Below are 14,349 nucleotides of genomic sequence, written 5' to 3' on the forward strand. Positions count from 1 at the left end.
TCACCTTTCATCGTCACCAAATATCAAGAGACGAGTGATATTTCCTCTTTCGGTATATCCGGCCATCACTCTCGCTTCACCGATTTTTGCAAGTGCAAAGTCGTCATGAGGCTTGAATCCATATCCTTTAAGTTTGGTGTATGATTCGAAAGCGATTTTCGGATAGATATTGAAATTCTTTTGGAAAGTGTAAAAGGTATCCCTGAATTTTTTTGCGGAATCGTTTTCCTTAATCAAGTCTGATTTGATGCCTACAAAAATATCCAAACCGTCTTCTGAAACTGCATAATATGCATCCATGGCGAGAATGGAACTTGTAGTCATTGCCAAGGTATGGCAATCGTCATAGGTTGCGTTCAATAAAGGAGTGGTGAATTCAGGAATTCCAAATTCCTCTCCAATAGCCTTGATTTGTAAAGCGGATTTAATCAGATTTTCACCGAATATGTCCTCATTGTCCCATGCCCATGACCACTGTCTGGAGTCCTGCATGAAAAATCCGAGAATTTGAACCGGGAATATTATGTCATCAAATTTGAGCTCACCTTTTTCAATATCCAAATCTCCAGCCCCATCTCCAATTAATTCTGATAGGTTTTCTTGTTTGTCAAGAGCCAGAGCACCATATTTAGATAATAGTACCTTAAATGAGTCACCTTCTTCAATTGTAACAGGTTTTTCTATTATTTTCAATTATAACACCTAAAATTCTAATTTTGAAATTCTGTCCATTGCTTCAATAGTGTTCTCCAATGTATTGAATGCGGTGAGCCTCAAATAGCCTTCACCACTTGGACCAAATCCTGAACCAGGAGTTCCGATAACATTTGCCTCATTTAACAATATGTCAAAGAAATCCCATGAATCCATGTTGTTTGGAGTTTTTACCCAAATATATGGAGAACTTACACCACCATAGACTTCAAGGCCTATGTCAGACAAGCTTTGGCGAATGATTTTGGCATTTTCCATATAATAGTCAATGACTTCCCTAATCTGTTTTTGACCTTCTTCAGAGTAAGTCGCTTCAGCTGCCCTTTGGACAGGATAGGATGCACCATTGAACTTGGTGGTTTGCCTTCTGTTCCATAATGGATTGATTTCAACTTCCTCTCCATCTGCAGTGTATCCTTTCAATTCCTTAGGAACAACTGTGTATGCACAACGGGTTCCTGTGAAACCTGCAGTCTTTGAGAAGCTTCTGAATTCAATAGCAACATCTTTTGCACCTTCAATCTCATAGATACTGTGAGGCACATCATCTTCACTGATGAATGCTTCGTAAGCGGAATCAAATAGAATGATTGCTTTGTTTTCTTTTGCATAATCGACAAATACCTTTAACTGATCTTTAGTTAATGTTGTACCTGTAGGATTGTTTGGGAAACATAAATAGATGATATCAACAGGTTCTGCAGGCAATTCCGGAACAAATCCGTTTTCAGCATTTGCCTTAAGGTATGTCAAACCTTCATACATGCCGTCATCACCCATTTCACCGGTTCTTCCGGCCATTACATTGGTGTCAACATAAACAGTGTATACAGGATCGGTTACTGCAATCTTATTGTCGATTCCAAAGATTTCCTGAATATTACCTGTATCACATTTAGCTCCATCGCTAATGAACACTTCTGAGGTATCCAGTGAAATGCCATATTTTTCATAATCATTCTTAATGATGGCTTCAGCCAAAAATCCGTAACCTTGTTCCGGACCATATCCCATGAATGTTTCGCCGTCAGCCATTTCATCTACAGCATTCCTAAATGCTTCAACGACAGCAGGTACCAATGGTTTTGTAACATCTCCGATACCCATCTTGATTACGTCTGCATCGGGATTATTCTTTATAAATTCTTGTTCTCTTCTAGCCACTTCAACAAAAAGGTAGCTGCTTTTTAATTTAAGATAGTTTTCATTAATTTTAACAACCATGATTAATCCTCAAAAATATTAATCTAATTTATATTTGACTTTTGAAATATATAAAATGAATGATTAGAAAAAGTTAATCCCCATGTGAAAAATCAATTTCAGAAGAATTGTGTTTAAAGTGCCGATTAAATCAGAAAATGGTTCAAATCACATGCCTAAAAACAACACATGTAAGATAAACTATGCATTCTTTTGAAAATATGGATTCCTATCGAAAAATCATCATTATGAAAATATTTAAATTGATGAAAATAACATAAATATATACATACTAAATAAGGGTTGGGAAAAAATGAATATAATAACTATTTTAATTTGGATAACTATTGCAATAATCGCCGCAATAGCTATCATAGTCGTTAAACTACACTATAGAGGCGATGAATTAGAGCATGACGAAGGATCAATACTACCAAAAGGTATAAATTTAAATGAAGCGTTAAACATTGGTAGAAATAAAAACAATGCTCGAAAAAGTAATTCTTCAAAAAATACTCCTCGTAGTTTATCCCCAAATATTCCTAAAAAAAGCCGAAACTTATTTAGCGGAATTACTGAGCCGAAAGTCAATGATGAAGCTTACATTGTTCCGGAAGTCGAAACAGACAATGTAAAAACTTATGAATACGAATCTCAGAATCAAGTGCTTATTAATTATAATGATAACGTTGAAAAATTTCAAGAACCAATTAAACAAAGCCAGATGGATATTATGACTCAAAATAATAAAGAAACCAGCGAACTGAAAGATTTATTTACAATTGATGAATTAATCAAAGAATCTAAAAGAAAAGACAGTGAAAGAGAAAAAGAATCTCAAACAATTAGAAATGATGAAGAAGATGAAGAATTGAAAGAAATCAAAGAAAGCATCAAAAACAGAACAAAGGAACCTTTAATTGAGGAAATTATCGCTGAAGACAAGGAAGAGAAAATCAGTGATATAATTGAGGACAGCGATGATGCTCCTGAAGAGGAACCTGCATCTGTCGAATCACAAAAGGACATTGATGAAGCAATAACCACTGCCGCACAAGAAAGCGAAGAAGAAATTGAAAGCATTTCTGAAGATGACAACATTACAGACACACTGTTAAAACAGGAAGAAATAAGTGAACCTGCTTTAAAAACACCAAACAAAGTTGGTGAAACCTCATTTGAATCAGCAGCTGAAGAAGACACAATGGATCTTGATTACAGAAAAGATTTGGACAAGGTCAAAAATAAAATTACAAGTTCAAAACTATTCCAAGAGGTTAAAGACAAATTGAATTCCGAACCTGAAGAAATCCCAATACCAAAAGATGAAAGCCTTCAAAACGAATTCATAAGAAACGTGAATGAATACGATGAATACGAACCGATCATTAACGAGACATACATGGACATTGATGACGGTACCTATGAGGATTACCACGACCAGAAATTAAGACAGGAAAACACCAAACGTGTCTTTAAAATGGCTCAGAATTCACCTGAACCGGTTCAACCTAAAGTGGGTGAAATCAAAAGCAAACCTGCAAGGGACAACGTGAAAATCACTATAAATAACAATGAAGTTGTACTTAAAAAAGGAGACGAAATCATCTACAACCATGACGGCGAGACCTATTCCAGCCAAGTTTATGCAATAAACGGTGACGACATCTCAGTTAGGTACAGAGGTAAAAATATTAAAATCAAAACAAGCGAAGTTAAAAAGATATACTAACTATATCTTTTTACGACCCTTTCTTTTTTTAATGCCACATCACCTAAAACTACACTAATTCTGTTTTTAGATAATACTATTAAAATATAAAAAAAGAGATTAATCACTGATGATTAATCCTGTAACTTCCATCCTCAACGATGTATTTCGGAACGCTGATTTTCAGGGAACGGATAATATTCAAATAGAAGTCATCCAATTCTCTGTCGGCATAAGGATATGTGAATTCAAAAACATATAGATTGTCATCCTCCACATACATAAACTCATTCCTGCGAACCTGATTCTCACCGTCGGAAAATGAGGAAACGACCATATAATAAAGATTGTCATTGATAAGAATGAAATCGGAAGTGACAAGATCAATCCTGTCGTTACCTTCCAAATTCTTTTCAATACCGTCCATTATTTCTGGAAGTCCTGACAATGTCGGTGTTGTCAAAAACTTGATGGACATTGGAATCTTGGTATTTACGAGATACAATTCCGTAAACTCATCCTTGGGAGGAATCTTTTCAAAATCCTCTGGCATTGTGAGAGTTGAAAATCCGTTTGTGAACATTGTCATGCAGGTCACCTACTTGTGTGCAAAGTAGAATATCAATTCGTCATCGGCGATTTCATCAAGCCTTGCAAATCCTACCCTTTCAAACTGCACGATGTCTCCGACTTCAAGGTCTTTAAGTGCTCCTTCTCCAAGACCTGTTTTGGTTGATGCATCATCCATGACTATTTTGACATTAACATTGTCTTCAACCGGAACCCATTGGATGATTCTGGCCTTAACTGCCCTTGCATCTTCAAAGGAAGTTGAATGATATTTAATATCATCACCTGCGATTTCAACATTGACGGCATCCATAAGCCTGAATATTCCATCACTGATGTCAGACTCTGCAAGATAAACCTCGCCGTCGAAAGGCAAGACCCTATTTCCTCTGTCCATGTGGTCTGCATGCAATGGCCTTTCAATGTCAACTTTTCCATCACTGTAGCCTTCAACTGTTACTTTTTGAGGATTTTCACAGAAGAAGTACCTGTTTGCAATAGGTTCCAAAAAGTTACGGTTCTGACCGTAGATCTTTTTCCAGCTGATTGCGGAATCGGCCATCTTAACACCGATTTCAATGATAAGGTCGTAAATGGTTTTGGCCTGGATTCCCCTTCTTGCAATTGCCCTTAAGGTACCGAGTCTTGGGTCATCCCATCCGCTGTAGGTGCCGTCCTCAATGCCTTCCTTGGCCTTTGAGGTACTGAGAGCAATGTCCTCCATTTTCAATCTGCCGTAATGTATGTATTCAGGCACATCCCAGCCCATATGGTCATAGAGATACTTTTGCTTTTCAGTGTTTGCCAGGTGGTCCTTTCCCCTGAGCACATGAGTGAGTCCCATCAGATGGTCATCCACGGATACGGAAAAGTTCATCATAGGATAGATTCTGTATTTGGTGCCCAGACGAGGATGTTCGGCGTCCTCCAATCTCATTGCAACCCAGTCACGGATTGCAGGGTTTTTATGATTGATATCGGTTTTGACCCTCAATACAGCCTCACCTGCATTCATTGTGTCGAATTTTTCCCATAACTCTAGATTCTCTTCAACAGAGTTGTCCCTGCATGGACAAGGTTTGCAGCTGTCCTTAAGCTCCTTGAATGTTGCGCCGTCACAGGTACACATGTAGGCAGCGCCCTTTTCAATCAATTGGCGGGCAATGTCATAATAAATCTCAAACCTGTCAGACTGATAGATTATTTCATCGGCCTTGACTCCCAGCCATTCCAAATCCTCAGGAATCATTTCATAAGCTGGCTCATAGACCCTTTTCGGGTCGGTATCCTCAATCCTTAATATTAGCTTACCGTTGTGCCTTTTTACATATTCAGCGTTTGGAACCGCAGCACGGGAGTGCCCGATATGTAACGGCCCACTAGGGTTAGGGGCAAATCTCAAAACAACATTTTCATGAGTTCCAGGAAGCTCCTGCAAGCCGGTTTCCTTTGCCTTAGGTTTTTTGGTTTCTACTTCAACACCCAATTTTTCCATTTCGCTTGCTTGCTCTTCAGGAGACAAAGCGTTTACTTTCGCTACAATTTTACCGGACATCGGACCAATTTCTTTTGCCCTGCTTCTAAGTTCAGGTTCGTTTGACATGATTGAACCCATTACGGCACCAGGATTTGCAGATCCCTTATGCTTGGCCGCATTGAGCAAGGCATGCTTATAGATAATCTCTTCTAAATCATTCATTTAATCATCACAATTTAATAATTCAATTAAAAAAATAAGTAATATTATTTATCTAATTGAAGATATATAAACATTAAGAAAGATAGGGGCATACTAAAATGAGGCTTGGAAAAACTAACCTTGAGGTAAATAAAAATGGATTCGGAGCACTTCCAATCCAGAGAAGAAATGAAAGAGATTCAATTGAAATATTGAAGACCGCATATGAAAACGGCATTGACTTTTACGACACCGCACGTTTCTATACAGACAGTGAAGAGAAGCTCGGAAAGGCATTTAAAAATGTTCGGGAAGACATCTATCTTGCAACCAAAACCGGAATGGAAACACCTGAAGAGTTCTGGAAGGATCTTGAAACCTCACTTAAGGAACTGAAAACTGACTATCTTGACCTTTATCAATTTCATAACATCTCATTCTGTCCGAAAAAAGAGGATGAATTATACCAAGCAATGCTGGAAGCCAAAAATCAAGGTTTAGTCAACCACATCGGAATAACAACCCATAAAATAACCCATGCACATGAAGCGATTGACAGCGGACTGTATGAAACATTGCAATATCCATTTTCATATCTAAGCGGAGCCGAAGAGCTTGAACTGGTTGAAAAATGCAGACAATCAGATATAGGTTTCATTGCAATGAAGGCAATGGGAGGCGGATTGATTAAGAATTCAAAAGCAAGTTACGCTTACATTAACCAATTTGACAATGTATTGCCTATCTGGGGAATCCAAAAGCTCGAGGAGCTTAACGAGTTCCTGTCATATGACGAGAACACCATTCTCAATGATGAACTCAAAAAGGACATTGAAAAAGACAAAAAGGAACTCGGAGTGAACTTCTGCAGAGGCTGCGGATACTGCATGCCATGCCCTGAAGAAATCAACATAAGCCTATGCGGAAGAATGTCACTTTGGATTAGGCGTTTCCCGACAGAGCCTAACATGGATGAGAAAACCCAGGAAATAATGAAAAAGACCCTTGACTGTACAGAATGCTATTCCTGTGTTGACAAATGCCCATATGAATTGGACATTCCTGAGCTATTAAAGGAAAACTACGAAGACTACATGAATGTTTTAGAAGGACGGACAATAATATGAGGCAAAGCATTGAAAACCCTAATGACGTTGACTGGCTGGGATTCTGGACTGAGCGCCTGGAAGGAAAGGTCAATAAAGACTGGGACAAGGCCGCACCTGGATTTTACAAAAGAACCCGAAAAGACGACTATCAACATGCGCTTTTTGACATGCTTGTCTTGGATGAAAACGATACCGTGCTTGATGTCGGATGCGGAGAAGGGTCAGTCACCATACCGATAGCCAAAAGGGTGAAAAAGGTAATAGGGCTTGACTCATCACCAAAAATGCTGGAATATCTGGAAAAAAGGGCTGAAGATAATGACATCAACAATATTGAAACCATCCTGAAACCGATTGAAGACATAACATATGAAGAGATAAGGGATGTTGACGTCGTGGTCTGCTCCAGATCATTGAACGGCATCATTCCAATCGATAAAGTACTATTGGAATTGAATAAGATTGCCAACAAATTTGTTTTCATAACCGTTTTCGGACCTGAAAACAAGAAAATCGAAAAGGATTTTGAAAAGGAGCTTGGCAGGAAAACTGAAGATTTTCCAGACTACAATTACTTCTTTAACATATTGTATAATCTCGAAATATACCCTAACGTCGAGAGATTTGACCTGAATAATTATCGTGAATATGACAGCATCGAAGAGGCGATGGACAACGGCAAGTTCAGACTTGAATTATACACTAATGAAGAAAAAGAGCTGTTAAAAGATTATCTGGAAAGAATCCTTACATATGACAGCGAAACAAAAAAATATTATAACAAAAAAGACAAGGCAGACTGGATAATGTTCTGGTGGAAAAAATAATATGGTCAATCTAAGAAAAGCAAAAGCTGAAGAAGCAGAAAAGATATTAGAATTCTACCAAAAGGTTATCGATTCAACCAGAGGCACTGAATTCAATCCAAAATGGAATAGGGATTATCCTAATCTGGAATTCATTGAAGGCTGTGTTGAAAAGGAGGAATTGTATGTCTGCACAGAAGAAGACAACATAATATCCTGCGTTGTCTTGAATAACCTCTTTGATCCGGAATATGAAAATATTGAATGGACCATCAATGCAACCTCACAGGAAACTATCATAATCCACACTTTTGCGGTAAGCTCCGATTTTGCCGGAAAAGGCATTGGAAAAGAAATATTCAATCAAATAAGAAATAATGCCCTAAAAAATAATCAGAAAACAATCAGAATCGACATTATCGATGGAAATGTTGGTGCCCAAAAAGTATTTGAAAAGTTCGGATTTGAATATGTGGATACTGTTGAAATGTTTCACAAGGCTGTCGGACTTGAAAAGTTTCATTTATACGAATATATAACAAAAAACAAGAAAAATCACCTATAACTCATCGTTATAGGCGAATAATATTTTTATATGATTTTAATCGGATTTTATCATTGTTAAAATCATTTTGTATGGACTGTTTACAGCCTGAAGTGCATGCGGCTCATTTGCCGGCATGATAATGATTTCACCTTTTTTTACAGTGTTTTTGACACCGGAAATTGTAATTTCAGCTTCACCGTCAATGATTTGAACCATCGCATCGAAAGGAGCGGAGTGTTCTGACAGTCCCTGGTCCTGATCAAAGGCGAAGAATGTGACTGTTCCAAGCTCCTTTTTGATTACTTCACGGCTGACTACAGTATCGTCCTGATACTCAACCAATGTTTGGATATCCAAAGCTTTAGCCTTAATATCCTCACTCATTGCCTATTCCCCCATGATTGTCTTGATGTCAGCTATTGCATCGCCGGTTGTTGGAGTCAGGTTGTAATTTCCAACAAGGACATTCAATATGTCTTCATTTGCCCATGCAGGAAGTACAGGTCCAATCCACATGTCGGTTTTTCCTAAGTATAACAATGCCCAGAGCACTGCAGCAGCTTTTTGTTCCATCCAGGAAAGGACAATTGTTAACGGCAATTCATTAAGTTCCATGTCAAAGAGTTCACATAATGCAACAGCAACATCAACCGCTACAATAGTATCATTACATTGACCTACATCGAGAAGTCTTGGGATTCCTTCGATGTCACCTAAGTCAAGGTCGTTGAATTTGTATTTTCCGCATGCTAAAGTTAATATAACTGTGTCTTCCGGAAGGTTTTGTACGAATTCCCTGTAGTAGTCGTTGTGTTTAGCAGCCTTGTCACAACCGCCGACAACAAAGAATCTGGAGATTTTGCCGTCCAATACCAATTCTTTGATTTTGTCAGCATGTTCTACAATAGCTCCTGCACTCCAACCGGTTGTGATTGTGGTCAGTTCTTCAGCTTCTAAAGATCCGAGAGATTTTGCGCATTCAATTACTTCTGAGAAGTCATAATCCTCAACGGTTTTTACGCCTTCGAGCTTTGCAACATCCATGGTGAACATTCTTTCCTTGTATGAGTCAAGTGCAGGCAATACACAGTTACTGGTTCCGACAATTGCTGCATTGTATTTCTTGAAGACTGTTCTTTGGTCGTGCCATGCTCCACCTAATTGTCCTGCAAGGTTTTCGTATTTGTTGAGTCCAGGATATCCGTGAGCAGGCAGCATTTCAGAGTGGGTGTAGACCTTGATGTCTGTTCCTTCAACCTGTTTTAAAAGTTCTTCAAGAGCTTTCAAGTCGTGACCGGTTACGATGATTGCAGGTCCTTCCTGTGCTCCGACTTTCACTTCAGTTGGTACAGGTTCGCCGTAAGCTTCAATGTGAGCGTCCTTGAGCAGTCTCATTACGTCCACGCTGACTTTACCTGCTTCCAATGCTAATGCAACAAGATCTTCCACATCGAAGTTGACATTTGTTAAGGTAGTGTATAAACCTTTGGTCAAGAATGCATCGATTTCAGGGTCGTTTTTTCCTAAGACGTTTGCATTGTAGTTGTATGCACTGATTCCTTTCATGGTGAAAATCAAATTATCCTGCAGTCTTGCTACAGTTGGTTTTTTTCCACAAACTCCGCTTACTGTACATCCTGTTCCCTTAGCGGTTTGGGAACATTGATAACAAAACATATCTAATCCGTCAGACATAATAATTACCTCATTTTATTGTTAATTATAGTTTACCTCTGAAGCATATATAAAGATTTTGTCACTTTTTAAGGGTTAAAAGTAACAAATTTATATATTATTAACTAAATAACAATAAACATGGACGAGAATATAGCTACACTTAAGGGAATTGGATTGACAATGTATGAGGCTCAAGCATATGTAACGCTCACTTCATTAATTCAAGGGACAGCCGATGAAGTATCAAAAAGCTCAGGCATTCCTCGAAGTAAAATATATGATGTGTTGAAGAAGCTGAACGAAAAGGATTTCATTGAAGTCGAGGACGGAAGGCCACTGACCTACATTGTCAAATCGCCGGTCGAAGTCCTGAACCGTGAAAAGGAAAGGCTGAACTCTAAAATCGATGACAGCATAAGCAGACTGACAAACATCTATGAAAACGGAATGAGCCAGGTTCAGGCTCCGATATGGAGAATATACGGTGTCGAAAAAATCATCAACCAGGAAATCGAAATCATTAAAAGGGCCAAAAATACGATCAACATGAGAATAGGATTTCTCTTTGAGGGTGAAGGAGAGGCATTGATAAATGCATTTGAAAAAAGACAAAGCTTAAAAGTGAATATACTGGCTTCACCAACATGCTACATCAACAATGAAGAGGTAAATATCATCAAAATGTTTAAGGACCACAACATCAATATCCAAAAGGCGGACATACCATTTGTTAAAGTTCTGATTTCAGATTCAAAGGAGATGATGCACACATATACCAAGTTCAGTGAAGACAAACGTAACGTCATTCCCGAAACTGCAATCGGAATCTGGAACAAATACGAGGATGTTGCAAGAAACTATGATGAAAGGTTTGAAAATCAGCTTAAAAAAATAAAAAAAAGAAGTAACAAGCCAAAGCAAGTTACTTAACAGTTATTTTAACTTTTTGGTCACTTTATTGTAGTATGCGTTACCTTTAAAGGTTATTGTGGATTTGAATTTACCTTTTTTCTTTAGGTTTTTGATTTTAAAGGTGGCTTTGCCTTTACTGTTTGTTTTAACAGTGTATTTTTTACCTTCATTCCCTTTTTAACATCCACCATAACATAAAACACCACACTATTAACCCATCTTCACATAATAGTACAATTTATGCTCCATTATTATATAAAGATACCCGGAGAGCATTTGAAAAGTAATATCGCCCACAAAAATCAACTAAAAAACGTTTAAAAAACAACAAGAAACATTAAATAAACACCCGTGAAATACAAATGAAACTACAAATTTTCCATTGTAAAAGTGATACATATCAAAAAAATACAAAAATAAATGCCCCAAAAAAAACTGAAAGTACACTGAATTACAAATACCCATACAAAAAAATATTAAAATCAATTATCATGACAAATGAAACCCAATAAATAACAATTCACAAAGGTATAAAGCAATAATGGAATGAAAACTAATTTTTACAGGCATATTGAAAAAATAGTTTGATGTAAAAAATAGTATATATTTAGATTTAAAAAAAAAGAAAATATGTTATCAGTCCGCAAGAGTCCAATAACATCTTTTAGGAGAAACTATGGTTTCATCCTTTTTCAAGTCCTTCATGATTTTGTCTACTTCCTTTTTGTCTACGCCAGATATTTCACTGACTTTTTTAGCATTCAACGGTTCGTCAGAACTTCTGAATGCTTCTATAACTTTTTCTCTGTCATCCATATTATCACCTATTTTTAAAAAAAATTAAAAAGAATAGAGTTGAAAACCCTATAACTTATTAAAGTCCAACAAAGCTGACAATCCCCATCTGAACATGATGATTCCTGTCGCTCCGCCACTTTTGGCATATTGTGCATCCTTGAACAGTTCACCGTAGGACAATTTGCTGATATCTGAATCTGACCTGTAGCTTTGAAGTCCTGCCCAAACCTGAGCGCCTTTGGATTTCTCTACAAATGCATGGGTTGTCTTTTTAATCCAGTTAACCCCTGCCTCATAATTTCCTTTGTAAACCATTGGAACGAGCGCATCAACATGCCTGGACATTGTAGCGACATCCTGACCATAATAATATTTCATGTCATTTGGCTCAGGCATGATTGCTGCTGTGACTATAATTCCCGGCCTTACTTCCCTAACGGCTTTGCTTGCCTGTTCTATAAAGTAGTTGACGGCTTTGACTCCGTTTTTGTACTTATAAGCATTTCCAGGGAATCTTGTATAATCATAATGGATCCCATCGATTTCCTTGAGACCAGCATAGTATTTTGACTTCTTGATTACTTTATTAATCTGGTTGTAGTTGATGCCTCCATCACCTTTACAAGGAAGAACGTATCCTCCATTATAGAATGCGCATATCCACATGTGAACTTTTATTCCATATTTATGCGCTTCCTTAATCCAGTTTAAAACTGCAGTTTTTCCATGCAACTCAAAAGCTGTGTGGAGCAGGAATATGTGTTTTGTTCCAAGATTTGAAAGCTTTTTGAGGTTAACGTTTTTCATGTCCCATTGGTTGACCCAATAACCGTCTCCAGGGTCAAGTTTATATTTGACGTCAATATAACGTTTTCCTGCTGATTTCAGATACTTTCCATTCTTAAGGAAATAGTATTGAACCTTATTGCTTCCCTTCTTAAGATTTACATAAAATTTGGCAACACCTTTTTTATTGGTTTTGGCCTTGTAGACCTTGCTTTTTATTTTAATCTTAACTTTTTTGCCTGAAACAGGTTTTCCATGCACATCTTTAAGTTTGATGCGGAAAACTGATTTTACCCCTTCACAGTGAACCTTTTTACTTCTGTCAATGAGTTTTATTGATGTCTTTAAGTTTGACTTTACGTTAATTTTTGAAGCTCCACTTGAGGCTGTGAACTCATCATCGCCCGCAAATGAATATTTAACCTTGTATTTTCCTGTTTTCAGTTTGAAATTTATTGTTGCTTGTCCATTTGAATCTGTGACCTTATTATACTTAACATTGTTTAGAGTTATTGTAACAGGCTTGTTTGCTAAAGCCTTTCCTCCGGAAGTCAACTGAACAGTGAATTTGTCCTTATAGTCAACATAGGATGTTTTATCCTTGGCTGAAATTACTGTTGATGATTTGGCATCATCACTGGCAATCACAGCATCATCCGCTGAAGAAACTTCATTCAAATTAGCATCCGAGGACAATACTTTATCAAAATCTTCATCCGCTGAAGAAACTTCATTCAAATTACCGTCTGATAAGGACAGTTCATCCAAATCTGCATCTGCTGAAGGAACTTCGATTGCATCTCCATCAACAGAATTTAAATTATCACAAGTGTTGTTTTCACTTGCAGATATTACAGAAACAGACAGAAACAATGTCAAAAGAATAATAAAACAGAATATTGCTTTATTTCTCATATATTCACATCCAATTAAAACTTTTATTTATATGGATACTTAAATATTTGCTCAGATGAATCTCTCTTCAAAATCCATTAAAACGCCTAAAAGGAAATGATCCAAGCATTCTACCGTCTCATCATAGATATCATCAGGCACGTCCCAATATGCAGATGCGATGCTTCCCGCAATTGCCGCCTGGGTATCCGCATCACCTCCAAGGGAAACGGCATTCCTGATGGTGTCCTCGAAATCATCCGCCTCCAAAAAGCAGATTATGGACTCCGGCACACTTTTCTTGCAGGATATCTCGAATTTATAGCTTGGTCGAATCTCATCCAGCGATAAAGACAAGTTATAGCCATATTCTGATTCAACATGTTCCCTGATTTCATCCTTGCCCGCACCGGTTCTTGCAAGATAGATTGCATCTGATGTTGCAAGGGCACCTATCACCCCGTCAGGATGATTGTGGGTGACGATGGATGAGGTTTTAGCCAATTCCTGAGCTTCCTCCAGAGAGTCAGCCACCCATGCACAGGGTGAAACCCTCATTGCAGAGCCGTTTGCCCAACTTCCGTAAGGTTCTGGTGATTCCTGTTTAAGCCAGTAATAAAAATTGCGCCCATAGCCTGCATTAGGATACATGTTCCCGAAATATTTGAGATTTCTAATCAGGGCATCCTTTGAAGTCTTGTCTTCACACAACCATTTTGCAATAGCCAGTGTCATTACTGTATCATCCGTAAATTGAGAATAATAGCTGAACAAATCAAACTCTTTTGTTTTGATAGGTCGATTCTCAAAAACGGATCCTATCACATCACCGCTAATTGCACCAATTATTCCTTTCATGAATATACATTTGTTTTAATACATTAATAAGATACTGATATCATATGGAAAAATTGTCTCAATCCTGTAAACTGATTTTTCCAAAA

Annotated in this window: 14 protein-coding genes; 5 read left to right on the plus strand and 9 right to left on the minus strand. The window is 37.7% G+C overall.

The features are described 5' to 3' along the window. Together E7Z79_RS03190 and E7Z79_RS03195 are read right to left on the minus strand one after the other, a co-directional pair. Window positions 1–693, minus strand: a complete 693-nt coding sequence (locus E7Z79_RS03190) for a DUF6882 domain-containing protein (protein ID WP_303738538.1) — start codon at window positions 691–693, stop codon at window positions 1–3. Window positions 694–702: 9 nt separating this feature from the next. Next, window positions 703–1,938: an LL-diaminopimelate aminotransferase gene (locus E7Z79_RS03195; protein WP_303738539.1), complete on the minus strand. Its 1,236-nt coding sequence runs from the start codon at window positions 1,936–1,938 to the stop codon at window positions 703–705. Between the two features lie 292 nt (window positions 1,939–2,230). Between E7Z79_RS03195 and E7Z79_RS03200 the strand changes: the two genes are divergently transcribed. Next, window positions 2,231–3,649, plus strand: a complete 1,419-nt coding sequence (locus E7Z79_RS03200; protein WP_303738540.1) for a hypothetical protein — start codon at window positions 2,231–2,233, stop codon at window positions 3,647–3,649. Between the two features lie 103 nt (window positions 3,650–3,752). Here the strand turns inward: E7Z79_RS03200 and E7Z79_RS03205 are convergent, their stop codons facing one another. Together E7Z79_RS03205 and E7Z79_RS03210 are read right to left on the minus strand one after the other, a co-directional pair. Further along, the gene (locus E7Z79_RS03205) at window positions 3,753–4,217 is read right to left on the minus strand and encodes a hypothetical protein (protein WP_303738541.1); all 465 of its coding nucleotides are present in this window, start codon (window positions 4,215–4,217) and stop codon (window positions 3,753–3,755) included. A 9-nt stretch (window positions 4,218–4,226) separates the two neighbouring features. Then, window positions 4,227–5,897 (minus strand): glutamate--tRNA ligase, encoded by a 1,671-nt coding sequence (locus tag E7Z79_RS03210; protein ID WP_303738542.1) that lies wholly within the window; start codon window positions 5,895–5,897, stop codon window positions 4,227–4,229. A gap of 98 nt (window positions 5,898–5,995) precedes the next feature. Here E7Z79_RS03210 and E7Z79_RS03215 point away from each other — a divergent pair, with 98 nt between their 5' ends. The 3 genes from E7Z79_RS03215 to E7Z79_RS03225 are packed head-to-tail and all read left to right on the plus strand — an operon-like array spanning window position 5,996 to window position 8,356. Further along, entirely contained in the window at window positions 5,996–7,003 is a 1,008-nt protein-coding gene (locus tag E7Z79_RS03215) for an aldo/keto reductase (protein WP_303738543.1), read from the plus strand. Further along, window positions 7,000–7,812, plus strand: a complete 813-nt coding sequence (locus tag E7Z79_RS03220) for a class I SAM-dependent methyltransferase (RefSeq protein WP_303738544.1) — start codon at window positions 7,000–7,002, stop codon at window positions 7,810–7,812. The genes E7Z79_RS03215 and E7Z79_RS03220 overlap by 4 nt, the downstream gene beginning before the upstream one ends. A 1-nt stretch (window position 7,813) precedes the next feature. Beyond that, entirely contained in the window at window positions 7,814–8,356 is a 543-nt protein-coding gene (locus tag E7Z79_RS03225) for a GNAT family N-acetyltransferase (protein WP_303738545.1), read from the plus strand. 36 nt (window positions 8,357–8,392) lie between these two features. On the opposite strand, the gene E7Z79_RS03230 is transcribed toward E7Z79_RS03225, so the two are convergent. Both E7Z79_RS03230 and hcp read right to left on the minus strand, forming a co-directional pair. Then, window positions 8,393–8,722 carry a cupin domain-containing protein gene (locus E7Z79_RS03230; protein WP_303738546.1) on the minus strand — a complete coding sequence of 110 codons (330 nt, stop codon included), beginning with the start codon at window positions 8,720–8,722 and terminating at the stop codon, window positions 8,393–8,395. A 3-nt stretch (window positions 8,723–8,725) separates the two neighbouring features. After that, window positions 8,726–10,033, minus strand: coding sequence for a hydroxylamine reductase (gene hcp, locus E7Z79_RS03235; protein WP_303738547.1), 1,308 nt, complete (start codon window positions 10,031–10,033; stop codon window positions 8,726–8,728). 120 nt (window positions 10,034–10,153) lie between these two features. Here hcp and E7Z79_RS03240 point away from each other — a divergent pair, with 120 nt between their 5' ends. Next, window positions 10,154–10,945, plus strand: a complete 792-nt coding sequence (locus E7Z79_RS03240; RefSeq protein ID WP_303738548.1) for a TrmB family transcriptional regulator — start codon at window positions 10,154–10,156, stop codon at window positions 10,943–10,945. A 618-nt stretch (window positions 10,946–11,563) separates the two neighbouring features. Here the strand turns inward: E7Z79_RS03240 and E7Z79_RS03245 are convergent. From E7Z79_RS03245 to E7Z79_RS03255, 3 genes are read right to left on the minus strand one after another with little or no spacing between them, the layout of a single operon-like run. Continuing rightward, complete coding sequence (locus E7Z79_RS03245; protein WP_303738549.1) at window positions 11,564–11,743, minus strand: MarR family transcriptional regulator; 180 nt, start codon at window positions 11,741–11,743, stop codon at window positions 11,564–11,566. 48 nt (window positions 11,744–11,791) lie between these two features. Continuing rightward, window positions 11,792–13,426: an Ig-like domain repeat protein gene (locus E7Z79_RS03250; RefSeq protein WP_303738550.1), complete on the minus strand. Its 1,635-nt coding sequence runs from the start codon at window positions 13,424–13,426 to the stop codon at window positions 11,792–11,794. A gap of 51 nt (window positions 13,427–13,477) precedes the next feature. Further along, entirely contained in the window at window positions 13,478–14,263 is a 786-nt protein-coding gene (locus E7Z79_RS03255; RefSeq protein ID WP_303738551.1) for an ADP-ribosylglycohydrolase family protein, read from the minus strand. Window positions 14,264–14,349: the final 86 nt, after the last annotated feature.

The sequence above is a fragment of the Methanobrevibacter thaueri genome, assembly GCF_015062905.1.
Classification (GTDB): domain Archaea; phylum Methanobacteriota; class Methanobacteria; order Methanobacteriales; family Methanobacteriaceae; genus Methanocatella; species Methanocatella thaueri_A.